Consider the following 22967-nt stretch of genomic DNA (forward strand, 5'->3'; position numbering starts at 1 on the left):
TGTGGATCATCCCTTCTGTTACTCTTCATCTAATAGATGATCGCTGTTGGCTAATAATTTAACGAAAAACTGGGCCGTTTCTTCCTGTACTGCTCGCAGGCGCTTGCGGTAATTCTTGATCTCTTGTTTCATCACTCGCAGCTCTAAGGCCGCATCATGCATTAACTGTTGGGCTTCATGCTCGGCTTGGTGACGAATGCCATTGGCTTCGTATTCCGCCCGTTCCAGAATTTCCCGCTCTTGTTTTTTGGATTCCACCAAAACACTGGCCAGTTCATCCTTCATTTCCTCATTGGCTGATAGTTCTTGTTTTAATTGTTTGATTTGCTGCTTAGCCTCAATCAATGCAGAGGCATCGGATTCTTTTTCCTCTAGCTCTTGATTGAGTTGCTGGATCTCAGTTTTAACATGTTCCAGTTGCTCAGTTTGTTCAGTTAACTGACTTTTTTGCTGGTCGCATATTGCTTGTTGATCTTGAAGCTGCTGTTCTTTTTCGGTCAACGTTGTTGCCATACTGGTCAACTCAGTCTGTTTTACTTCTAATTGATGTTTTAATTGCGCTACCGTTTCTTCCAAGCGTTCAACTTCCTGTTGTAACGGTTGTTCCTTAGCAGTTGTTACTTCCTTTCGTCCTGTTTGTTCCTCTTGATAGTTATCTTCAGTTCGTTGGCGCGAACGTCTGCCTCCCCGTTCATACTCGTTATAGGGTTCAACTGGTCGTTCGTACCCTTCTTCTGGATAAGAATCGTACCCGTAATCCTCTTCATAACCTTCTTCGTACTCATCATAGTAGTAGTCTTCCTGTGGACCTTCTTGAAATGTCTCTTTTTTCTGCTTGCCAAATCCGAACATGCAGTTTCCCCTCCAGCTCATTCAAAATATTTTTGCTATATTTGATTCGTTGCTCTATACTTTTACTTAATATTGGTAAATGGCGATTATTTCTTTCCTAGTCTAAGTCAGACTAGGAAAAAACTTAATAAAGCTTATAAGGACAACAAAAAATCAGCTCCCGATTGACGGTAGCTGACGGTTGAAGAAATCAAAAAAAAATTCAATATTACCCATTAAATAACAATTTAAACAAGGAGTTACCCGCTTTTTAAAATAACACATGTTATATTATATTTTCTATTTCTTAACAAGACAAAAATATAGTGTATACTATTCAGTAAGCGCTTTCTCTCGATACGCAAAAAAATCCTTCCCAATATCCAAATTTGTTATTTTTGAAAGCGGTTTACAAGATTGCTTGTTCCATTTGAGCGACAACCTGAATTCGTTGTTCTACTAGGGTTCCTGCATAGGTATCTAACGTCATTTGAGTCGAACTGTGGCCTAATAACGCGCTAACACTCATGATATCTCCCTGACTTTCTAAACAACGCGTCGCAAAGGTATGGCGCAGCTGATGGAAATGGACATGGGTTAACCCCGCTTTCTTGCGAATGCGATGGAAATGATAGGTTAATAAACGTGGTTCCCACGGACGATGTTTCCGACAAAAGACATAAGGACCATCTGCCTGCTCTTTATGCTGCAGTAACTGATTTTTAACTGCTTGACTCATGGGAATCGAACGGGTAGAAGTCGCCGTTTTTGAACTGCTATAGAGTAATTCCGTTTTCCGACCATTGTACACCCCGAAAATTCGTTGGAACGTTGAATGGACATGGATCAGATTATTGTTAAAATCAATATCTTGCCAAGTAAGCGCAGAGATTTCACCAATCCGCAAGCCAGCATGCAGCGCCAATAGTGTGGGCAATCCTTGACCTTTTTCTTCCTTTAAAGCCACTGTTTCCAGTCTTTTTTGTTCTTGTTTTGTAAGCGCCTGGTTTCTATTTTTTTCCACTTTAGGAAGTTTGATCAATCCAAAAGGGTTTTCCTTTATCAGTTTTTTTCGAATTGCATGATTAATGCATTGTTTGGTAATTCGGAAGATGACTTGAATGGTCGAAGGCTTCAAATCCTGTTCCACCAAGGTCGTTAATAGCTCCTCTGCCACAGCTTCGTCCAATTCATTGAGGTTATACGGCCCAATCACCGACAAAACATAATGAACCAGCTTGTGTTCATAGTTGGCATAGGTAGAAGGCTTAACCCCAGGTTTTACCTCTTGTAACCAGCGATAGCCCCATTCGTTCAAAGGAATAGCAGCTTCTCCTTGAACCGTTTGGATGAGTTGATACTTTATTTTCAATGGATAAAGCTTTGCTCGTACTTCCTGTAATGACTTTCCGTATACAGATCCATACTTAGTTTTACCATTAGCTTTTTTACCTTTTGGATAACGACCCTCCCAACGTTTATCTTTGCGGCGATAGATATTTTCGCCTCTGCGCATGTGTGAACATCCTTTCTATTTTGACGGTAAATTTGACGGTATATAAAAACTACGATTTTTCCGCTTTTTACTACATTCGATTGACAAGTTACCTCTTTAATATGTAGAAGAGAATATCTAAATATTCATTTTAATTATTTTTATAAAAGATATTGCGTAATCATTAGCGATAATCTATAATTAAAACAACAGATGTATAAAAAATGAAAGACAACAACATAAAACGAGTAATAAAATCCTAGTCTGACTTAGACTAGGATTTTTTCATACTCACTCCTTAATTTTTTTAACTTAAAATCGCCAATTTTTTTCAAGTTATATCGCTATACAGTTTTCAGATTTACATATTCAATTATTCAAAAAATAACTTTTGTTATTCTATAAGAACAACATCCATGAAATTATATCATAATATTATACTGAATAATTATAAATTTTAGACTTTTCATCTATCAATACCTTACGTTTTTTTAACACAAGGTCATTTTTATGAGGTAAAATTGAAGTACGTCATAGTATTCATTCCTATGACTAAAGATTTCATCAGGCTGAAAAGTATAGAAGAACCACGAATCCATACCGATTGAGATGAGAGGCCTCTCATGACAAACCAGAAAAAAACAACTCGTTGATACGCGGTCAACGATAGTCGGTAGCTGATTCAAGGGAGTTTTCCGATCTTCTTCAGTGACTGAAAAAAAAAAGGAGTGTAAACATATGGGGAATTACCTTATTAGCGGTTGTATTGAAAGCGTTCTTTTGGAAAGTGACTTTTTTTCGGAGAATTGGGAGAAAGTGTTGGCTCAGCTAGAGCTGTATGCTCCACCAGAAGATCCTGTACTCTCGCTAGTGTTGCCAGTTCCTGAACGTAACGGGACTGCTCTCTTTGGTACAACAGGTGGGTATTATTCTCCTCATCAATCGTTGGCAGCCCTGAAAAGAGACGAAGCTGTCCATAATTATTTGGACTATACTGCCCTGTCTTATACTTTAAAGCGCTTCAGCTGCTTTGGGAACAAAGCACTGCCGTTGGTCAACCTGTGTTCGGTCTTATTTCCTATTGGAAGAGCGCGCAATGCCAGTTGGATCAATCCCTTAATGATTGACCAATTGAATGAACAGGGGCCATTTACTCAGATTCAATTGATTAATGGGCTCATCATCGAAGTAGCGATTAGCCATCAATCCATTCTTAATCGAGCAGAAGCTGCACTTTCTGTTTTATCTATGATCCAACGAGATTGTTTGATTGTCGGTAAAGCTGGCCCTCATTCACCTTTAGAGGTGCTGCAGCTGCCAAATACGCCTTTTGCGCAAGCCATCAGTCGGCAACCGTTGCTTCAACAGTTTCCACTACCTATTCGGGCGTTGAAAACAGCTTATGAACAAGCTTATGCGTTACAGACCCTTCTTCGTATGGAGCATTCGATCGAAGGGATGGACTGGATTCATGAGTCACTTCACACCCTACCTATTAAGTAAAACCAATTAAATTTATTCACGCAGCTAAAGCTGTCTTCGTTATTTAACTTCCCAGCCGGGAGACGAAGACAGCTTTTTTTCTGCCTGTTTTTTGGTGATTCACTAATACAAACATGATTATATCAACAAATATAGACTTTTAGTTCACAAACTACTTTTGGAATTTGGGACATGGGAAAATTTTTTTAAATGTCCCAAATGACCCCTTTTTCCGCTTTGAAAGCGAGTGAAAATTTACGAAAGCTGATTAAATGAGGATTCTCGAAAAATGAAAGGGACATTTTGGGACATGCCCAAGTACTTTCGTCGTTTTTCAATTTCATGTTATTGAAGTATGGTTTAGTCACCGGCCGGGAAACACAACTAGCAACACCAAATCAAATTCAAAACAGAACATGGAGGAATGAAAAAAATGATCCAAAAACTAGGGACGAAATTACAAGTACAAATCGAACAAGCAGGCGAAGACAAACAGAAGAAAGTGAACTTTTCAAATGTAATTGATAATCCACCTGAAGAAGATGTGGTGAAATTAGGCGAAATTATGGCAGATCTGTCTCAGCAAGGCAGTTCATTGGATAGTGTGATTATGACCGTGCAGTCACGTATTACGAAGGAGGTTGAATAAGGATGAATCGAGTCGTGAAATTAGTTTCTATGTTTAGAAATGGTGCAGGAAAAAGCCAAACGTGGTCTTTAAATAATCCAGACACAACTAAAACACCTTCACAAATTAAAGCTCTTTTGGAAGATTTAACTAAGCTGAACCTGTTCCAAAAGGATGGCATTCGCCTCTTTGATACAGTGGTTAGTGCGAAGTATGTCGAAACGATTGAAACACCGATCTTTGAAGAAGTTCCTGTTACACGCTAATTATTAGTCGAGAAGCAGCGGCAGACGTGTCGCTCTTCTCTTACTTTACTTACCTTATATAAATTATTTAGAGAAATGAGGAATCCATTATGATGTCAGAGCAACCCTTCACTCACCAGCAACTATTTAATCTAAAACTTGAAACCATCGAACAAAGACTCATGGAATATTATCAGGAAACCCAGAATGGCACCATGACCATCAAACTATTACTTGCTTTACGTGTACGATATCAGCTTGGTGCAAAGGAGTTCGCTCTGGTATTGCAAGACTTAGTTCGTTACTTATTTATGAATACCAAGGCTACGAAAACTATGAAGCAATTCTTCTGGTATTTCGTGGATTATTTTGAAACTAGCGAGTTGCGGATCTTGAATTTAAAACTGAATCCGGTTCGCAACTTTATCGAAAAAACCAAGTCTCTTATCAAGTCACAAGTTGCCAAGCTATTCCATACAGAAGCCGACACTGAAGCCACCTGAAAATGATACTTATTGTCTGTCTCACCTACGCGAATAAATAAAAGAAAGGAGTCCAGTAAATGATCAAACTAGTATCCACCTTCCTGAACAGTGCAGGAAAAACACATAATTTTACGGTTAAAGATCCGGATACGACCAAAAGTCCAGAAGAGATCAAAGAATCATTGAAGCTATTAAGCAGTTTACATCTGTTTGAAAAAGATGGCGTTATCCTGTTCCAAGAAGTGGTTAAAGCCAAATTTGTAGAAACCATTGAACGACCAATTTTCGAAGGCGACGAATTGTTTGGTGTTCCAGTACCAGAAGAGAAACCGGAAGAAATTGACCAGCCTGAACAACGGACAACACTACATTGCACCTGGCAGGAAGCGCCGAAAGTTCCAGAAATATCCTTAGATTTACCACCAATTAGAAGTGAGGTGCACGATACTCTGCGTTCTGTAGTTGAGAACGACGGAGAGGTTAAGGAAATTGCTGCAACTGAACGCCCTTCTATTGAAGTAACAACTACTTTAGATAAGGAAACCTCTTTAAATCCTCCTGCCGGAAGTCCTTATGATGCCGTGAAAGAAATGATTCGCCGGAGAAAACGGAGGAAGGCCAAAGAAAAAGAGCGTCAGAAACGGAACGGTCCACCTGACACCCCTTCTTGATTGTTTGATCATTTACCAGCGTAGGTAGATAAATTCTTGTCTGGATCATGATTAAGCACTGAAAGGAGGTGATGAACTTGCATCCTCTTGTGCAGTATATTTTAGCCCCAATCTTTGTTGGGGTGATTGTCGCTGTGGTTAATCACTGGCTAGACGATCATGATCCATGACGAAGCAATAGAGATTGACACTTGCGAATTGGGCCCATTCGCAAGTTGTTCAATCTTCTGCTATCAGATCTTACTACGCAAATTAAATTCGATCGTTGAAAACTAAATATTTATAGATTGGCGTACTGAAATAAAGGTTTAAGGTTATCTTTAGTGAGATGGACACATCACATCCTTCCTATGAGAAATAGTGATAGAGAAGTTTAAATGAACTGCTACTCTTTTTATTGTCTCTCTTGCAAAGACAAAATTCTTTGCCTTCTACATAGTAAAGTCATTAGGAGAATAAGTTGGTTACAGCATGCTCATTGCTTAAATATTTTCAATCCTAAAAAAGCACTCAATCAATATTGACTGAATGCTTTGAGCCACTAACTCATGGCAGAATAATACTTTAATTCTTCCAGCTGCTGGGAGTTTTCCAGCCAGTATTCGTAAAACGCACTGCTTAATTTGTAGCCTCTACCCCACAAGGTAGTGATGGTTTCGCCCTTAATACCATGCAATTCGAATTTGTGCTTCAATTTGTTGATTAAGCAAGATAGCTGGCTCATGTTTGATGAGGTGCCGCCATCTTGCCATAAGTAGTTGCACAGTTCTTGGCGGGATAAAACACCACTAGTAGAATAGGACTGAATTAAACATTCAAAAACCCGCTTTTCTGTTTTGGAGAGACTCTTAATCAACAACTTCAGATTATTCGAGGTAGTTTCTTCTCCCTGTATCGTAGGAAAGGTCAGAATTTGGTTACCGATTGCTACATCTTGTTTTACTTGTTGCTGCAGCTCGTTCATTTTTTCGCGTAAAAGTTCATAGCTGGTTTCTTTTGATATCCAGTCGACTAGGCCTCGTTCTTGCCAGTAGGCCTGTTCTTCCTCATTTGGGATATTTTCCACTACTCGCAAAACTAGTAACGGATGATTTTTCAACATTTGCAGAATATGTTCCACTTCTGAGTTACATAGACTTTCGCTTAAGATCATCCATTGAAAATAAGATAAAAATGGGCTAATCGTTCCTGCTTTCAATCGTTTGAACAGATCTGTCGAACAGAGAATCTCACAATTCATTCGTTGCAATTTCTGGACCAGCGGCTCTTCAGCCAAGGAGTTTTTCGTTAAAATAAGTACATGTTGCATGGGGACTCACCTTCTCTTTAAATTTTTGGTCTTTTCTTCTCTTTTATAGGTGGCTTTGCCTCGGTTTCTTCCGTGTCGATTAGGACATTCCATAAGATGACTAGCGTTACTACCACACAAATGGCTACCTGAATCCACAACTGATCGAAATAAGATTCAGCTAGCTTGATACTGAAAATTGCCAGTAGGAAACAAATCACTAAGATAATTGCTAATTGGACTTGTTTTAATTCCTGTTGTACACGATAAGCCGTTTCTATCGGGACTCGTTTTTGTTGGGCTACCTGTCGAACAGAATTCTTCTCCGCTAAAAGCCAGATCATTTCACGATAAAGCTTACGAGCTTCTGGTTCCTTACTAAACAAGGAGTAAGCATCTTTACTGCGGTCTCGCTCTTTTCCTGCCTTAACCAATACTGGATGGAGTAAACGATCGTTGCGTAATGACCAACGAAAAACCTGACGCCATTCTTCGATTGTTAATTGAGGCAAGCTCAGTACATCCAAAGTTAATTCTTGCGCATCCAGCTGATCCAAGCAAGCTAACAGCTGCCTGTAATCACGGGAAATAACTTCCCAAGATGCAATCACTAAATGGTCTCCTGGCTGGGCAAAGTTCATTAATGCCTGGAATTCACTTGTTGGTGAATGTAGAGCTTCTACCTCTTGTGCGCCATCAGAAAAGAGTTCGTCCACTGGGTAATCCTCCAGCATATCCAATTGTTGGGTGAGTTGAAACCCACGTGCATAGCCAAGATTCATCGTGTCCTTCCTCTTTCTATTGAAGTTTTTCGCCTATCGGAACCCGGCCGCTGCTTGCTTCGCAGTAGCCGAGTCATCTTATTCTGCAAGTCCCGTTGATCCTTCATCAGCGAGAACAGTAAATAGCTTTGGACCAATACAATCAGGCCTAGTACCAGTAATAATAGATAGACCACGTTCTGTCTCGCCTCTTTCGTTTACTTGGTTTTAATTTTTCCTAAGTCGTTTTTCTTATAGTCCCAGCTGTAGGGCTGAATTGCCTTTTGGTTTCCAGCATCATCCTCATTCGGTTTGATATAGAAGGTGATCCAGAATTCACTATTTTCAAGTGGTGAAATGATTGTCCCTTTATCAATTATGGCTTGTCCAAGTGCCAGTGACTGATGCCCTTGATCATGGCTTTGACCATTTGGATCAGATATTCCATGAGAAACAAATTGTCCTACATAGTGATAATTTTCTGGAACAACCAGAGACAAAAGGATCTCATCTTCATCATTTGCTAAATGATCCACAGAAACAGCAAACGTAGTAAACGAGAGTGAATCCGCTTGTTCCTGTGTATTTATTATTTTATTCGTCTGATATGTCGGTTCTGTGTCTACCTGACCAAGTAACCTATTTTCAATTTTCACATATCCCTCCTGAGGAATAACCAGTTTAGCAGAAGGATTCAACACTACTTGACGAACGTGTAGTAGGGCGTCTCCAGTCAAGGTTACATTTAAATGGCCTGTCATAGCAACATCCTTTGTGTGATGATTGTCAGTATTTTCTTTCCATACATATTCAACAATTTGAGGAACAACACCTGGACTTAGCGCACCTTGAATTTCGTTTATTAATCGCACGTTTAAGTCCTCAGGATTTTTGGTGGAGTCTGCCAATGTTGGCAACTCTCCGTTATCTAATGTGCTATCTGTTTCGTGTGTGGTATCAAAGTAATCATACACACGTACGTTTCCTCGTTCCCGGACATTCTGTGCATTGTGTCCACCTCGCAAACGAAACGGTATTGAATAATCATCAGCGTAAAACACCATACCATTTGTATCTTCTGGAGAATCATTTTCATTATTTGGTAGTGTATTGGTTGTTGTTACAAACACCCAAACACGATTAGTTAGGGACACACCGTTCTCTGGTTTATACGTCACATCCACTGGATAAGGCTTAGCAACCTTCGCATTTCGGAGCACATCTAATTGATCTTCATCTATTTCCACTTTTCCTGATATTTTATTAGAGTCTGTCCCATCTTCATCAAGTCCGTATCCTTGATCTCCAGTATTTTCATCATGGTCTTCTGTATTCCAAGCCTTTGTTTTAGCCAGTTCTTTGAATTTTTCAACCTTGAAAGCTTCAGGTATTGCTGCATCAATGCCAGTCAAAGGGATATGAAAGTTTTGGGCGTCTAGCGCATAGTCATCTGTTTCAATTGTTTGAAAAGTTTTTGCATTGATCCATCGAGAGGTAGTAGTCGTTTGTGATTCCGAGTCTGTTATAAAATAGGTCACTCTTTGTGGGCCTACTTCGTCTATGTCGAACCCTAATTTACTCCATTCAATATCAGCATCTATGTCCCTTGGATTTCTATTTATGCGCATTTCAATCCACTCTTGTCCTAAAGATGTATTTTCTGAGTCCATAGTGTCATATACTCTAACCGCATCATCATTACTAGAGTCAGCAAGTGTTCCATTTTTTCTACCAGTAATCAACCAATTGTCTAAACACGTCCAATTAAAAGTATTCTTGTCCGTGTTTCTTAAATCAACATCCGTAATATCGAGACTAATACTTTTTTCAGCTTTAATAACCGGTGGATAATCATCCTTAGCTTTAACAAACCCCATAAAGGCTTCTAAGCAAATTTCTCCTGGTTCTTCATCCGTACTAGTAATTGTCCCCGTTTCACCAATTTTATGGTGTTCATCGACAAATAGATTATTAGTAGAAATTGTACGTCCAAAAATTAAGGCTCCCCCATTACCTTGTTTCATGAAATCAGGCGAAATGGTACCATCAATAGTAAAAGCATAGAGTGATTGCCGGTCAAAATTTTGATCCAAAACACCTTGTACGTAAAAACTGTTTCCTTGAATTGTTGTAGATAATACTCGATGTTCAAATTCACCTTGTAAAGAACTAGTGGAACCAAAATAGAAGACTTTAGTTTGATCGTCAGGATTTTTTACGAAATTCAAAACGGTGTCTCTAGGATAGACTTTAACAGTCTCTTGAGTGTATTGTCCTCCCAATTCAATTCTTATCAACTTGCTCTCTGTTTCTTCTGTTGAAAAAATATAAACTTCATCCTCAGTACATAACTCCTCCACGACGTGTAGTTTTCCATTACTCTGACGCGTACTATTGTATAATACTTTTCTTCGTATCATAGGTCTTCCATTTGAGTTATCAATGTCATTTTTATCAAATATCTGAAACGTGCGTTGTGTTTCTCCACCTTGTGATCCAGCAAAATATTGATAGACTCCATATACATGATTTTCAGTTATTGTGGTACTTATAACATCTAAATACCCATAGCTAGCGTTTCCTACAGGATTATTAGCCCCTGCAGGGATATAGTTCTCTAAAGAATATTCATATTGGGTGCTATGGGTAAAACTTGGATTAACATTATTCCAACCGTTAATGGACATGGTGGCAATTGGAACTCTAAAACGCAAACACGGATTTGCGTTATATGCATTCCTATTATCAAAATATACTGTTCCTGCAATAGAAGTTTGTCTATTATTATTTGATGACGAATCAGCAATCGTTAAATATCCTACACCTAAAGTTGTTTGTGGCTTATTATTACCATTGACAGTAACTTTCTCTCTGGTAACAGAGATTGGATCCGTTGTTTCGTCAAGCATGTATTTATAATAATTGCTGCCACCACTAGTACCAACTAAAAAGTTTGTACCATTGTCAATAGAATACAATTTCGTATCTACACGATCGACTGTACTATTTAAATCACCTTGCATATCTTTATAAATACACACGCCAGAAGGGTTGATTACGCATACACCAATGATCCCACCTACACCCGTTCCAGACCCCCCTAAGAGGACAAAATAATTTCCTTCTATAGTTTGCTGAACATCTTTAACTGACCACCCTACACCTTGTAATCTTCCGCCTTTATCTATTGACTCACTCCAAAATGCTTCAACGTTTTCTTTTGTTAAAATAGGGATTGTTTCGCCAGGTTGCTGTACATATCCATCAAATTGAGTTGTTAACTCCTTAAGAGCCTGCTCTTCTAAATCTACTGCATCTATCGGCACCTTAAACTCTGTATTCCCACTTCCTAGATTTATACTACTTGTTGGGTGGGCAGAAACTTTTTCCTTTTTTTGAAAGGAATTTAACAATACAACAATACTGACTAAAAGAATCCCTAACATACAAATAAGTCTTATATATCTAGACCATTTTTTGTTGATTGGTCGTCGCTGTTCTATTTTATTCTTCCACATCTTCTTACTCCTTCTTTCAACACCTATCAAATCAATGCTTTAGTCACCATAAAACACTCACCTCATGAGTGTTGTTTCTTTTTATAAAGAGATACAGCGGGGAAACTGCATCCCTAATTTTCTGTTTTTCCTGTTAATGCTTCATCTACTATCTTTAAAGGATCTCCATTCACACTAGGAACAACACCTTGCCACCAAGCGTCACGATATACATGTTTCGCACAGTTAATGGTTTCAACCTTTAGTGAGATGGTGAATGTGGCATCATGATACTGATCACTTATTTGAGCAGATAATCTGATTTTTTCAAAAAGCGCTGTTGTTGGCTTACCAGGTTCTAGTGCTTCTTTAATATAGTAGTAATACCCGTCTTCTCCATCTACCCATTCAGTCGCATCCAGTCCCTCTAAAATCAAATCTGTTCCAAGCTTTAAGGACAATATCTGATAATTATCAGGATCTCCAGCAATACTCGTTCGGACCTCTGGTAAAATCATCACTCGTACGAATTGATTGATTGTACCGGTATTTTTAATCTTTACAGTCTTTGTAACCGAAGTATTCTTTTTTATCTCTTGAATACCTTCGTTGAAAACTTCGTCCAGCTCGGTTTCTACCTGCCCGATTAAAAAATCATTCTCTTTCTTGTCCTCTGCCGTCATTGCTGCATACACTAAATAACTTCCACCAAGCAATAGGAGGAGACAACTAACTGCAATGAATAGATAGAACTTTCGACGATTTTTTCTTCGCTGCTTCATCTTGCTCCTCCTTTACTTGACTAGTTTATCTTTGTATAACTGATAGGCATGATCATCGGTAGCTTGAATTCCCCAGTCACTGATTAGTTCTTTGGTCAGGTCATGAGCATCCATCTCAGGAACTAATTTGTACAAGGCTCCTTTATGTTGATTCCCATAAGCTGCACTTAACGTGACACTGTCCAATAAATTAGGTGTAACCTCTGTTGGCTGAAGGACCTCTGAATAATAGAAATATCCCTTCTCGTAATACCAGTAATTGGTGTCACTGGCAGTTGGAGGTGTATTTTGATCAAAAACTTTTCCAGCTTCAAAGTTCAATTCAATAGACGGTAAAGGATTTGCTCTTGTTCCTTTGTAAGGATACGTCTGATCTAATAAAGCAATATTGGCCTTATAATGCGTATTGGCCTTCTTTCCATACGTGTTGCCAACAACCCAGGTATTGGTTTTCTTGACATCTATCGTTACTGCACTGGGTGTTCCGTAGACTTTCAAATCGCCATTGCCATCACCAATACCATGATTGTCAGTGACATCTGTTTCAAAACCAACGAAGAATTCTTTTAGAGAAATGCGCACAATTGCTGGTGTTTCTCCCGTGTTACGCACTCGAACGTTTTTCTCCTTCGTGGTTCCAGGCGACCAGTGGAAAACTTGATTAAAGTCTTCTTCTACAATTGCCGATAATTTTCGGTCGTTAGCATCTGCTCGGTTCACCCGTTCATCGGCAGAGGTGATCCACGCATAGGTACTGCCTACGATTAATAACAAGCTCAACACTAGAGAGAAGCAGGCGAACAGTCCTTTACTGCGGACAAAGGTCTGAAATAGATGTTTTCGCTTTTCCTTCTGGTTCATCCCTGCTCCTCCTCTCGTCGTTTTTTCCATAGAAACAATGCAAGTAACACCAATAACAACCCGGAAAGAAACTGGTAAACAAGCTGTTCACCGGTTTGCGGCAAACGTTTTCCGCTACCAGAGGTTCCTGCAGCAATCGTTGAACCAGTTCTTGGTAAATCTCCCGAACCACCAGGCGCTTTAGAATCGCTTGGTACAGTAGGCTCTGTTGGTTCGCTGGGTTCCGTGGGTTTTTGATCCTTAGTACCAATAAAAGTCCAGTAGAATTGTAAGGTACTGTCTTCTCGCAAATCTTCGTTAGTTAAACTGCTTTCGACAGAAAATTTTGCGACGAGAATCTTTTCAGTCCCATACTTACACACACCTAGTTCCAAAGGAGTCTTAGTCCAATCCGTTTTGCCATCGCCTAATATCGGACCATGATAAATTTCTTTTTCATCCAAAGTTAAGGTCATAGTAATATGATCTTTCCAATCCAATGAACCCGTAGAATCAATTTTTTCCACCAGCATTCCTAGTGAAAAAGGCTCTTCCAAATCTAAACTGCGAATGGTTATCTCTTTTTCATACGTCTCACCAGGCAGAATATCCACTAAATCAACATAGTAGTCCCCTTCAGATGTTGCATAGACGCCATCAGAATCACCGATTACCATGCCAGGAGGAAGTGCTTGGGCGGCCTCTGCTGAGCGAATTCCTCCCAAACAAATAAGCAGACACAACCATATGCTGAGTTTAGCTTTGAGTTTGCGCAACTTTTTCCACTCCTCCCTTTTTCATGGTTTTATTTCCATAGTGATTATTGTGTTAATTTGTCGTAAATAGCCTTAGTAATTGGTTTATCTGCTGAAGTAATATCTAATTTCCAACCAGTACTATCAGTTAACGCCTCTTCTGTTGCTTGGATTGCTTCCATTTTTACAACTAAATCATAAGAAGCATTGGTATACTCTTTACCCATTGCACTGCCGAAGACTAATTTGTCCAACAATTCAGCTGTAGTCACACCGTTTTTCAGTGGTTGAGTATAGTAGAACCAACCATCTTCAGAGTTGTAAATCCAGTTATCTGTTGCGGCAGCTAAACCAGCTTGACCAATAACTGCTGCAGTATAATTTACGTTGATTTCACTCTTGCCTAAACCTGTAGCATTAGTGTCTGCTTGAACAGCTTTTTGTCCAGCGCCTGTAGGAATTTGCGCAGTGTTTGTTGTTACTGATTCACCAGGAATATTAACTAGATCCAATGCTGTAGTTGTGTAATTGTAAGTCACACCATGACGGTTACCACTTGTTCCCAACAAAGCATTCCCAGTTACTGATCCTGCTTCATCTTCTAATGAAGATTTTGCCCAGTTGGCAACAGTATGTTTATACCCATCTTCGTAGTAACCATATTGCGAATCAGAAACCGTATAGGTCCAATCTTTCGCATCATTACTTGTTTCAGTATCTTTGTTAGGAACAGAGACAGTCGCATTCATTACTTGGTATTTCCCAGTAGTATACTCATGAACAACTTTTGCTTCATCATTGTATGAAATAGCTCCAGTCACACCATCAACAATTCTTCCGCCTTTGACAAATAATTTTGTACTAGATTCCAATCCAGTTACATTTGTTGCTTCTACATAACCAGTCACTAATGTGTCTACAGGCATATGTTTGTCTAGGCCTGAATCATTTGCCTCATAGACATACTTAGCATCAACTACTGCTCCTGTACCAGTAGTCGGCGCATATTTAACGTTTCCTTTATCTGTCAAATGCTTTAAGACTTCTTCATAAGAAACCCGAACAAATACACTTGCAGTACCTGTGTTAGAGATAGATACTTTTTTAGTAGCCTCTGTACCCGCTACTAATGGCTTTGGTTCCCATTCCTCATTGATAGTTACACTGTTATCAACAACCGCTGATGAACTCACCTTATTGATCCGTTGATCTTGTGACGTAATCCAGGCAAATGTCCCGGAAATAGCTGCGATTAAGGCTAAACCTGCTGCTGCAGCCATCAGCTTTTTCTTTTTACTGTTCTTCTTCATTTCTTTTCCTCCTATAGTTTTCCTTTTTTTGTTTTTTTATATAAACACCTGCAATGCAGATGGTTATACCCCATTTGGATACCTATTTCTTTTGGTTGATTCTCTTACTGTGTCTGGTTGTAAAAAGTAGGCTTTGAGTACCAGAAAGAACCCAAAGGTCGATAAGATACAAACCAGACATAGCCACAGATTTTCTTGTACAAAATTCAAGACACTTCCCATTTTTGGAATGACAAAGGTGACTTTTCCGTATACTCTGTCAGCTGAAATTGGTGGATCCTTACTATTGTTGGCATCCCCTTTTGTAACGATGTAGTCGCCTTCTTTACCATTCAATTCAGTTAAACGCTCTACCATTCTATGAGTCAGGTAACGATCACCATCACCAACCTGGAAGGTAACGATATCTCCTTCCTTCACCTGACTGCCATCCGTCATCTTCACCAATACAATGTCGCCAGAGTAAAATCCTTTAGAAGGCGAATCCGGCTGTGGTGCCATCGAATCAGTCAACACGCGATAAAAGCGATGACCAAAAATAGCCGCATCGGACTTTTCACTAAAAGCAAACATCAGCGAACTCAACAAAATCCCAATCGTCAACGTGTAGAAAAACAAGTTGTAAATGAATAAAAAGATTTTTCGATTTGTAGACCTCTTTGCCTCTTGCAGTGGTGGCGTTCCTTGTTGGACAGGTCTAGGTCGTTGTGGTCGTGCTCTTGGCGGTGTCGATTGATCCCGGTCATATCTATAATCACTGGGTCGTGACTGTCCATATCGTTCCGTTGCCCTTCGAGGGGGATACGTTCCTCGGTCAGGCGGAACCTCCCGACGAGGATAGCCGCCTTCTCGCCCTCGATTAACTGGTCGTTGCGGTGGATAGGATCTTCGATCGTCATACTCATCTTCGTAATAGTTACGTCTTCTCGGTGGTCTATGATTTGAAGGGGCCCTGTCACGATATGATGGTTCGTCAAAATCATCGTCGTACTCCCGATATTCACGTTGTCTCGACATATCTCCCCTTCTTTCATTGGACACTTCGATTACCATATAGCTGCTTTGCTGGTCGTTGCGCAGTTGGTGGAATCATTACTGCTGTTTGTGTTGTCTTATTGACAATAATGGATTGTTCATCCGTTTCATTGGATGCTTCCCCTGGTTGGTTTTCTTCTGAACGCTCTTCTAATCGGATAGAATGATCCGTTAGTTGTCCGTTCTCTGCTTCAGCATTGATTACTGGATTTTGGTCGTAAATCGTTAAATTGTAGGCTTCGATCAGAGCAATCAATTTCTTGTCATAGGATGTATCTGTCGCGTATTTTCCAGTTAAAGCTTTCGCCGCTTCTTGATAGGTTGCAGCATTCGATTTCCACGTTCCTTGGTAGAAACCAGCATTGCTGGAAATTCCTTTTTTTAAAAGTGCCGCGTAATCTTCCAAGGATTCTTTATAACTGGGATACTGACGGAAAGCAGATTGAATCGTGTAGAGCTCTCCATTCCCTTTATCTTCTTGTGTTTTGAAAGATACCTGTTTGCCTTGATAGCTGCCTTTGATTCCGAACAGATTATGATAAGGCGGTCGTGCTAATTGACTATTGCCGGATCCTGTTTCTAAGATCGCTTGGGCAATCATGACCGAAGCATACAGCTCTTCATTCCAAGCGATTTGTTGGGCATCTTTGCCAATGAGTTGAATAAAAGCTTCGGTTGTTTGATTCTTACTAACAGAGAATTGATAGTTTTTCTCAACTTTCTCTGCAGAAAGTACTGGTTGAATGTTTACAGTCGTTTCTGGAGCTGATGGCAACGATTCACTCGATTCGTTTGTTACTTCTTTTGCTTCATTTACCGCAATAGATGAACGGTTTGTTTCGGCTGGTTTACTGTTCGTGCTTTCTTCGATAGACGAAGATATTACGGGTTTCGTTGATTCGACTGGCTCTTCAATGGTGTTGCTGCTAGCCACTTCGGTACTTACTGTTGTCTCCTGTTTTAGAACAGCCGTTTCCTTTGTTTCGGCTGATACAGCTTGCTTTGCAAATATTTGATAGCTGCTAAATAAACACACACATATCATCAAACTACCCAACAAAGCTTTACCCTTCATCCAGCTTCCGCCTTTCCTGCGGCCGCGGGCGTTCTCTTGGCCTTCTTGGTCTAGCGGCTGCTTGCTTCAGCTTCAACAGGACATTATGGTAATACAACGCAGTCATTCGTAAATAAAGTGCCAAAAGCATCAGTAATAATAGAAGAAACAATTGACTAACAGTGACTACCTCTTGAAAATCAGTGAAGTAGAAAAAGATTCCTAATACAACGACTCCTAACAGCACCGCTAAAGAGAACAACCAATAAACCCAGTACCAAAAGGTGTACCATTCAATTTTTTCCTGCAATGACTTCATTTCTCCGTGTTCCCCTCTTGGACGATGCCTAAAATTTGTTTTTCTGAGACTAATCCGAAAATTCGGCTGTCTTTAGAAATGGTGCGATTGTCTCCCAAGACAAAATAATAGCCTTCTGGAATGGGTTTCTTTGAGATACTTTCCCAAACAAAATCTTCCGTACGATAAGCAAATTCATCAGCAACTATTTCACCACTTACGAATAGCTCCCCGCTTTGATACTCAATCCGTTCTCCCGGCAGTCCGATCACTCGTTTCAAATACAACTCATCGGGGACATCCGGCGGGTGAAGCACTACCACATCGAAACGTTTTGGCTTGCGATGAGCTTTCACTTGTACAACTTCTTGTTCCCAGTAAGTGGGATTCATGGATTCCCCACTAACAAAGTATTTTGGGTACAACCAGTAGTAAGTTCGGAATGACATGAGAAATAGCAAGTAACAAAGAACAAATATTCCTGCTATTTTCGAAACTATTGGCCATTGATTTAATCGTGGAAATCTCCGACCTCAACCAGCCTCCTGGGCTTCTTTGACTGGTGTATCTCTTTGTTCCCGAACCATTCTCTCCAGCAGTGCACTTTCTCCTTGTAATAGATCGAAGTAAGCCGCCTTGCTTAACAAGTTGTCGTAATCCATTTTCATCAACTTGACATAAGGTTTTCGAAACCAAGGTCGCGCATGAACCTTTGCACGAGATTCGATTACTTGGCACTCATATAAGACAAAGTGAATATCTCTCGCCGAAAGATTCGCTTTGATTTGTTTCACTTGGTCTCGTTCGTAAACCAATTTATTTCCAGTGACAGTCATCTTTTCGGATTTGTTAATTAGTTCCCCATTTAAATGCCACATCTGTTCTAGAAAGCGAGCCTTTTGAAGCAAATAGGTATATTCTCGCAAACTGATTTTGATTCGCTTATCCCAGTCGCTTTCTTCGCTACTCTTTTGATCAAAATATTGAATGCCACTGTAGAGCATAGAAAGTTCCAATTTTTCAATTACCAGCTCCAGCTTTTGATTCACGGCCCGCAAACGAGCTTTACTTTGACTCTCTTGCCGAACCTCTTCTTTCTGGATTGGATCCATAGGCATTGTGGATTCTTGCGTCTGCTTGATTATTGGTTTAATTGGATTGGCCTCTTCAGGTTGTGGTTCTTGCACAATCCCTTCAGAAAAATGTTGTTCTGCTAATTCCAGCAACAGCTGCTCTGCTCGTTCCAATGCATTTTCGTTAGTTGTCGGAAACTGCTGATTCAAGCTATCCTCCAAATGAATCGCAAAGGGGAAGCCTGCTTCTCTGTAAACCAACGGAACAAAGTCAAAGCGATAAACCTGTCGACCATATTTTGGTTCTTCGGTCTGAGCATTTAGCCAAGCAAACTGGGGAAAGAACTGATGTAGTGCTTGCCAAAATGCTTTCCAGTTTAATGTTCCTGGGATCAAAAGTAATTCGATATGGTAGCTGCTATTCATTAATCGAAATAATTGCTCAAAATGCTGGTAAATCTTCTCTCGTTGTTCATCATTCAATGTGCCATGTGAGGCATATAAATATTCACAGGCTCGTTCGATTTCTTCTAATAACGATCGTGTGACTAACTCTTCCTGCATACTTGGAGCCGGTGTTGGGTAAAGAGTGAGTTGATTCTGTGATTGCTTCACCGAAAAACCTCCCCTCTTCTATTCGTCATCCAATAAGTTGTCGCTTGTCGCTAACAAACGCACAAAAAATTGAGTCGTTTCTTCTTGGACTGAACGCAGACGTTTACGGTAGTTTTTAATCTCTTGTTTCATGACTCGTAACTCTAGTGAAGCATCGTGAATGACTTGATGGGCTTCTTGTTCCGCTTGGCTGATGATTCCTTTAGCTTCGTATTCTGCCCGTTCCAAAATTGCGCGTTCTTGTTTTTTGGTTTCAATCAGAATCGTAGTTAGCTCCGCCTTCATCTCTTCATTTTCTTCTCGTGTTTGTTTCAGTTCCTTCACTTGTCGGCGTGCTTGAATCAAGGCCTCGGTTTGATTGGTTTGGCTGTCCTTCAAATCAGTTTTCAACTGTTCGACTTGTTTCAACAACTCTTGAATTTGACGATCTTTTTCAGACTGTAAGTTTCCTAGTTCTTCCTGCTTTTCCTTTTGCAGCTGGATTTCTTTTTCCTGTTGCTGCTGAAGCGCCTGATCTTTCTCTGACAAGGTGGCTGCCATAGTAGTCATTTCTGATTGTTTGACTTCCAGCTGATGCTTCAACTGTGCGACAGTTTCTTCCAACCGTTCGACTTCTTGTTGCAGTGGTGACTCTTGACGTTCAGGCTTTTCCTCAAGCTCTGGTCCTCGCATTGATTCAGCTTCGCCACCATAGCGGTTATCGTACCGCTCATCTGTAGAAGGTTCTGTGCGACTGCGTGAACGCCGATCTCCACGGTCATATTCCCGATAATTTTCTACTGGTCGGTCATAGTCCTCTTCGGGATACGAATTATATCCGTAATCGTCCTCGTACCCTTCGTCATAGTCATCGTAAAAATAGTCATCTTGAGTTGTTTCTTGATAGCTATCCTTCTTCTGTTTGCCAAAACCAAACATGCCGCTTCCCCCTCTATCCACTGGTCTCTAAATACTGATTTTTGATAATTTTGCTTGTTTCATCTATACTTTTAGCAAGCACAAAAAAGCTGCTCTTTTTTCATAGTCTTTATAAGACTATGAAACTTCTTAAAAGGCCCATCAGACCAACAAAAAAAGACCGTCGTTTGACGGTGACTGACGGTATAAAAAAGAACAGGAATAATTTCTCTTGTGAAAATAAGGCAATTCTTCTGCTAACGAATGCAAACTAACTACAGAAAAACAAAAAACTCTAATTCACCTATTCACTCTTTGAAAAAAGCGCTTACTTTAAAAAAGATAAAAAAAGCCTCCCTAATGAAGAATTCGTCTTTTTTGAAAGCGGTTTATCTAACTGACTTCTCCATTTGTCCAACTACCTGGAAACGTTGTTCCATGAGAGAACCCGCATATGTATCTAAGGTCATTTGCGTGGAGCTATGTCCCATTAAGGCGCTGACACTCATGATGTCTCCCCGACTTTCTAAACAACGGGTCGCAAATGTATGCCTCAATTGATGGAAATGGATTGTAGTCAATTTAGCTTTTTCGCGGATTTTATGAAAATGATAGGTCAACAGTCTTGGCTCTACTGGGTTCTCATGACTAGTGAGAATAAATTTGCCTTTTGACCGTTGTTTCTGTTTCAACAACACTTGTTTTAGCAATTGACTCATAGGAATCAAGCGCGTAGAAGAAGCTGTTTTTGAACTAGCATAAAGTAACTCGGTCTTCTTTCCATCAAATACTCCAGAAATTCGCTGCACCGTTGAATGAACATGAATTAAATTGTTCTCAAAATCAAGATCCTCCCAAGTTAACGCTGAAATCTCCCCAATCCTCAAACCAGCGTAAAGAGCCAGCAGTGTCGCGATTCCGCGCCCTTTCTTTTCCGCTAAAGCCATTGTTTCCAGGCGTTTTTGTTCTTGTTTTGTAAGGGCCTGATTCCTATTTTTTACTAGTTTGGGCAATCGAACCAAAGCGAACGGGTTTTCCTTAATCATCTTTTTTCGAACGGCTAGATTCATACATTGTTTGGCAATACGGAATACTGCATGGATCGTTGAGGGCTTCAGTTTTCTTTTTTCTAAGTCGTTTAATAAGATTTCCGCAGTACTCTCGTCCAATTCGTTTAAACTATATTCACCAAGAAGATTCAATACATAGTGCTCCAATTTATGCTCATAATTCGCATAGGTGGATTGCTTCACACTGGCTTGAATTTCCCGTAGCCACAGGTATGCCCACTCATTAAAGCTTATTGCGGCATCCCCCTGATTCTTTTGGATAAATTGATAGTGCATTTTTAAAGGGTAGAGCTTTTCCCGTACTTCCTTTAATGTCTTGCCGTACACTGATCCGTACATAGTTTTGCCCTCTGCGTTTTTGCCTTTGGAATAGCGGCCTTCCCAGCGTTTGTCTTTGCGACGATAGATATTTTCACCTCTGCGCATCTTTTCGCTTCCTTCCTATATACTAATTATTAACGACGTGGGTTTTGACGGTGAATAATTTCTCCGTCTGTTTCAAGGGATTTTCTCTTCCTTGATTGTTGTAAAGAGTTCCAAAGAAATAATTTTAATTATTTTTATAAAACATATTGCGTATTTCTAGCTCCTAATCTATAATTAGACTAGTTAATAACCCACAAATATAAATAAACATAATTACTTAACGAAACATCTCATAGTCTTATAAAAACCAAGAAATAAATTCAAACCTTTTCGTCATTCATCATTATTGAATGGCATTTTTTATTTTCAAAGATTAATAACCCCTTGTACATTATATAGATTAACTAGACCGAAAAAACGATAAATTTTATTAGAAACAAAAAAAAATGATGAAATTAGTTTTATACCCCTGTTCTAATTACCGACTAACCTTTCCTAAGCCATAATAAAGAAGCATTTGCAAAATGGGCGTCCTTTGCAAATGCTTCTTTCAATTAGTTTTCTAATTCATACCCTTTACTCATCTGTTTTCTTAAAATTCTAAGATTGTCTGCCGAACCTTTTCTTTATTAGTGGACCAAACTATCACAGAAATTCTTATTAACTAAAAACCACTCAATCACTAATCGATTGAGTGGTTTGCTTGGTTAGTTCATGGCAGAATAATACTTTAATTCTTCTAATTGTTGGGAATTTTCCAACCAGTATTCATAAAAGGAACTGCTTAATTTGTAGCCTCTGCCCCACAGTGTGGTGATGGTTTCTCCCTTAATACCATGCAATTCGAATTTGTGCTTCAATTTGTTAATCAAGCAAGACAGTTGGCTCATGTTTGATGAGGTGCCGCCATCCTGCCATAAGTAGTTGCACAGTTCTTGGCGGGATAAAACACCACTAGTAGAATAGGACTGAATTAAACATTCAAAAACCCGCTTTTCTGTTTTGGAGAGACTTTTGATTAGTAACTTCAGATTATTCGGAGTGCTTTCTTCTCCTGGTGTCGTTGGAAAGCTCAGAATTTGATTGCCAGTCACTGCATCTTGTTTTACTTGTTGTTGCAGCTCGTTCATTTTTTCGCGTAAAAGTTCATAGCTGGTTTCTTTTGATATCCAGTCGACTAATCCGCGTTCTTGCCAGTAGGCGTGTTCTTCCTCATTCGGAATAGTTTCCACTACTCGCAAAACTAGTAACGGATGATTTTTCAACATTTGCAGAATATGTTCCACTTCTGAGTTACATAGACTTTCACTCAAGATAATCCATTGGAAATAAGAAAGAAATGGGCTAATCGTTCCTGCTTTTAGCCGTTTGAATAGATCTGTCGAACAAAGAATTTCACAATTCATTCGTTGCAATTTCTGAACCAGCGGCTCTTCAGCCAAGGAGTTTTTCGTTAAAATAAGTACATGTTGCATGGGGACTCACCTTC

Annotated in this window: 23 protein-coding genes; 6 read left to right on the forward strand and 17 right to left on the reverse strand. The window is 39.7% G+C overall.

Annotated elements, in window-relative coordinates; all coding sequences use genetic code 11:
* Positions 1-18: 18 nt before the first annotated feature.
* Positions 19-852 (reverse strand): coiled-coil domain-containing protein, encoded by an 834-nt coding sequence (locus tag I588_RS08445; protein ID WP_010755461.1) that lies wholly within the window; start codon positions 850-852, stop codon positions 19-21.
* Between the two features lie 388 nt (positions 853-1240).
* Positions 1241-2347, reverse strand: a complete 1107-nt coding sequence (locus tag I588_RS08450; RefSeq protein WP_010755460.1) for a tyrosine-type recombinase/integrase — start codon at positions 2345-2347, stop codon at positions 1241-1243.
* A 717-nt stretch (positions 2348-3064) separates the two neighbouring features.
* On the opposite strand from I588_RS08450, the gene I588_RS08455 reads away from it, so the two are divergent.
* From I588_RS08455 to I588_RS27270, 6 genes are all read left to right on the forward strand, one after another.
* On the forward strand, positions 3065-3829 hold the full coding sequence (locus I588_RS08455) for a hypothetical protein (RefSeq protein ID WP_010755459.1): 765 nt from the start codon (positions 3065-3067) through the stop codon (positions 3827-3829).
* Positions 3830-4241: 412 nt separating this feature from the next.
* Positions 4242-4457, forward strand: a complete 216-nt coding sequence (locus I588_RS08460; RefSeq protein ID WP_010755458.1) for a DUF1659 domain-containing protein — start codon at positions 4242-4244, stop codon at positions 4455-4457.
* A gap of 2 nt (positions 4458-4459) precedes the next feature.
* A complete protein-coding gene (locus I588_RS08465) occupies positions 4460-4702 on the forward strand; it encodes a DUF2922 domain-containing protein (RefSeq protein ID WP_010755457.1) in 243 nt (80 codons plus the stop codon).
* 89 nt (positions 4703-4791) lie between these two features.
* A complete protein-coding gene (locus I588_RS08470) occupies positions 4792-5184 on the forward strand; it encodes a hypothetical protein (RefSeq protein ID WP_010755456.1) in 393 nt (130 codons plus the stop codon).
* Positions 5185-5243: 59 nt separating this feature from the next.
* Positions 5244-5837, forward strand: coding sequence for a DUF2922 family protein (locus tag I588_RS26800; RefSeq protein ID WP_010755455.1), 594 nt, complete (start codon positions 5244-5246; stop codon positions 5835-5837).
* A gap of 77 nt (positions 5838-5914) precedes the next feature.
* The gene (locus I588_RS27270) at positions 5915-6007 is read left to right on the forward strand and encodes a type I toxin-antitoxin system Fst family toxin (protein WP_245569550.1); all 93 of its coding nucleotides are present in this window, start codon (positions 5915-5917) and stop codon (positions 6005-6007) included.
* 371 nt (positions 6008-6378) lie between these two features.
* On the opposite strand, the gene I588_RS08480 is transcribed toward I588_RS27270, so the two are convergent.
* From I588_RS08480 to I588_RS08550, 15 genes are all read right to left on the reverse strand, one after another.
* Positions 6379-7146 carry a helix-turn-helix domain-containing protein gene (locus I588_RS08480; protein ID WP_010755454.1) on the reverse strand — a complete coding sequence of 256 codons (768 nt, stop codon included), beginning with the start codon at positions 7144-7146 and terminating at the stop codon, positions 6379-6381.
* A 17-nt stretch (positions 7147-7163) separates the two neighbouring features.
* Positions 7164-7907, reverse strand: coding sequence for a recombinase family protein (locus tag I588_RS08485; RefSeq protein ID WP_010755453.1), 744 nt, complete (start codon positions 7905-7907; stop codon positions 7164-7166).
* A 197-nt stretch (positions 7908-8104) separates the two neighbouring features.
* The gene (locus tag I588_RS08490) at positions 8105-11404 is read right to left on the reverse strand and encodes a hypothetical protein (RefSeq protein WP_010755452.1); all 3300 of its coding nucleotides are present in this window, start codon (positions 11402-11404) and stop codon (positions 8105-8107) included.
* Between the two features lie 113 nt (positions 11405-11517).
* Positions 11518-12165, reverse strand: a complete 648-nt coding sequence (locus I588_RS08495; RefSeq protein WP_010755078.1) for a hypothetical protein — start codon at positions 12163-12165, stop codon at positions 11518-11520.
* A gap of 12 nt (positions 12166-12177) precedes the next feature.
* Positions 12178-13026, reverse strand: coding sequence for a BsaA family SipW-dependent biofilm matrix protein (locus tag I588_RS08500; RefSeq protein WP_010755451.1), 849 nt, complete (start codon positions 13024-13026; stop codon positions 12178-12180).
* Positions 13023-13781: an LPXTG cell wall anchor domain-containing protein gene (locus I588_RS08505; protein WP_010755450.1), complete on the reverse strand. Its 759-nt coding sequence runs from the start codon at positions 13779-13781 to the stop codon at positions 13023-13025. Before I588_RS08505 ends, I588_RS08500 begins: the two co-directional genes overlap by 4 nt.
* Before the next feature lie 44 nt (positions 13782-13825).
* The gene (locus tag I588_RS08510; RefSeq protein WP_010755449.1) at positions 13826-15070 is read right to left on the reverse strand and encodes a hypothetical protein; all 1245 of its coding nucleotides are present in this window, start codon (positions 15068-15070) and stop codon (positions 13826-13828) included.
* Between the two features lie 63 nt (positions 15071-15133).
* Positions 15134-16087, reverse strand: coding sequence for a signal peptidase I (locus tag I588_RS08515; protein WP_010755448.1), 954 nt, complete (start codon positions 16085-16087; stop codon positions 15134-15136).
* Positions 16088-16100: 13 nt separating this feature from the next.
* On the reverse strand, positions 16101-17180 hold the full coding sequence (locus tag I588_RS08520) for a glucosaminidase domain-containing protein (protein ID WP_010755447.1): 1080 nt from the start codon (positions 17178-17180) through the stop codon (positions 16101-16103).
* On the reverse strand, positions 17170-17478 hold the full coding sequence (locus I588_RS08525; RefSeq protein WP_010755446.1) for a hypothetical protein: 309 nt from the start codon (positions 17476-17478) through the stop codon (positions 17170-17172). The genes I588_RS08520 and I588_RS08525 overlap by 11 nt, the downstream gene beginning before the upstream one ends.
* Complete coding sequence (gene lepB / locus I588_RS08530; RefSeq protein WP_034692353.1) at positions 17475-17936, reverse strand: signal peptidase I; 462 nt, start codon at positions 17934-17936, stop codon at positions 17475-17477. Before lepB ends, I588_RS08525 begins: the two co-directional genes overlap by 4 nt.
* A 54-nt stretch (positions 17937-17990) precedes the next feature.
* The gene (locus I588_RS08535; protein WP_010755444.1) at positions 17991-19145 is read right to left on the reverse strand and encodes a hypothetical protein; all 1155 of its coding nucleotides are present in this window, start codon (positions 19143-19145) and stop codon (positions 17991-17993) included.
* Between the two features lie 18 nt (positions 19146-19163).
* Positions 19164-20063, reverse strand: coding sequence for a coiled-coil domain-containing protein (locus I588_RS08540; RefSeq protein WP_010755443.1), 900 nt, complete (start codon positions 20061-20063; stop codon positions 19164-19166).
* 368 nt (positions 20064-20431) lie between these two features.
* Positions 20432-21538, reverse strand: coding sequence for a tyrosine-type recombinase/integrase (locus I588_RS08545; protein ID WP_010755442.1), 1107 nt, complete (start codon positions 21536-21538; stop codon positions 20432-20434).
* 647 nt (positions 21539-22185) lie between these two features.
* On the reverse strand, positions 22186-22953 hold the full coding sequence (locus tag I588_RS08550; RefSeq protein ID WP_010755441.1) for a helix-turn-helix domain-containing protein: 768 nt from the start codon (positions 22951-22953) through the stop codon (positions 22186-22188).
* Positions 22954-22967 lie beyond the last annotated feature (14 nt).

This window comes from Enterococcus pallens ATCC BAA-351, from assembly GCF_000407485.1.
Classification (GTDB): Bacteria; Bacillota; Bacilli; order Lactobacillales; family Enterococcaceae; genus Enterococcus_A; species Enterococcus_A pallens.

Excerpts from the sequence above, each read along its gene's own strand:
- I588_RS08525 (WP_010755446.1), bottom strand. The coding sequence starts at position 17,478 with ATGAAGTCATTGCAGGAAAAAATTGAATGGTACACCTTTTGGTACTGG.
- I588_RS08520 (WP_010755447.1), bottom strand. The coding sequence starts at position 17,180 with ATGAAGGGTAAAGCTTTGTTGGGTAGTTTGATGATATGTGTGTGTTTA.
- I588_RS08550 (WP_010755441.1), bottom strand. The coding sequence starts at position 22,953 with ATGCAACATGTACTTATTTTAACGAAAAACTCCTTGGCTGAAGAGCCG.
- I588_RS08515 (WP_010755448.1), bottom strand. The coding sequence starts at position 16,087 with ATGTCGAGACAACGTGAATATCGGGAGTACGACGATGATTTTGACGAA.
- I588_RS08480 (WP_010755454.1), bottom strand. The coding sequence starts at position 7,146 with ATGCAACATGTACTTATTTTAACGAAAAACTCCTTGGCTGAAGAGCCG.
- I588_RS08485 (WP_010755453.1), bottom strand. The coding sequence starts at position 7,907 with ATGAATCTTGGCTATGCACGTGGGTTTCAACTCACCCAACAATTGGAT.
- I588_RS08465 (WP_010755457.1), top strand. The coding sequence starts at position 4,460 with ATGAATCGAGTCGTGAAATTAGTTTCTATGTTTAGAAATGGTGCAGGA.
- I588_RS08455 (WP_010755459.1), top strand. The coding sequence starts at position 3,065 with ATGGGGAATTACCTTATTAGCGGTTGTATTGAAAGCGTTCTTTTGGAA.
- I588_RS08460 (WP_010755458.1), top strand. The coding sequence starts at position 4,242 with ATGATCCAAAAACTAGGGACGAAATTACAAGTACAAATCGAACAAGCA.
- I588_RS08500 (WP_010755451.1), bottom strand. The coding sequence starts at position 13,026 with ATGAACCAGAAGGAAAAGCGAAAACATCTATTTCAGACCTTTGTCCGC.
- I588_RS08545 (WP_010755442.1), bottom strand. The coding sequence starts at position 21,538 with ATGCGCAGAGGTGAAAATATCTATCGTCGCAAAGACAAACGCTGGGAA.
- I588_RS08445 (WP_010755461.1), bottom strand. The coding sequence starts at position 852 with ATGTTCGGATTTGGCAAGCAGAAAAAAGAGACATTTCAAGAAGGTCCA.
- I588_RS08470 (WP_010755456.1), top strand. The coding sequence starts at position 4,792 with ATGATGTCAGAGCAACCCTTCACTCACCAGCAACTATTTAATCTAAAA.
- I588_RS26800 (WP_010755455.1), top strand. The coding sequence starts at position 5,244 with ATGATCAAACTAGTATCCACCTTCCTGAACAGTGCAGGAAAAACACAT.
- I588_RS08510 (WP_010755449.1), bottom strand. The coding sequence starts at position 15,070 with ATGAAGAAGAACAGTAAAAAGAAAAAGCTGATGGCTGCAGCAGCAGGT.
- I588_RS08495 (WP_010755078.1), bottom strand. The coding sequence starts at position 12,165 with ATGAAGCAGCGAAGAAAAAATCGTCGAAAGTTCTATCTATTCATTGCA.
- I588_RS08540 (WP_010755443.1), bottom strand. The coding sequence starts at position 20,063 with ATGTTTGGTTTTGGCAAACAGAAGAAGGATAGCTATCAAGAAACAACT.
- I588_RS08490 (WP_010755452.1), bottom strand. The coding sequence starts at position 11,404 with ATGTGGAAGAATAAAATAGAACAGCGACGACCAATCAACAAAAAATGG.
- I588_RS08450 (WP_010755460.1), bottom strand. The coding sequence starts at position 2,347 with ATGCGCAGAGGCGAAAATATCTATCGCCGCAAAGATAAACGTTGGGAG.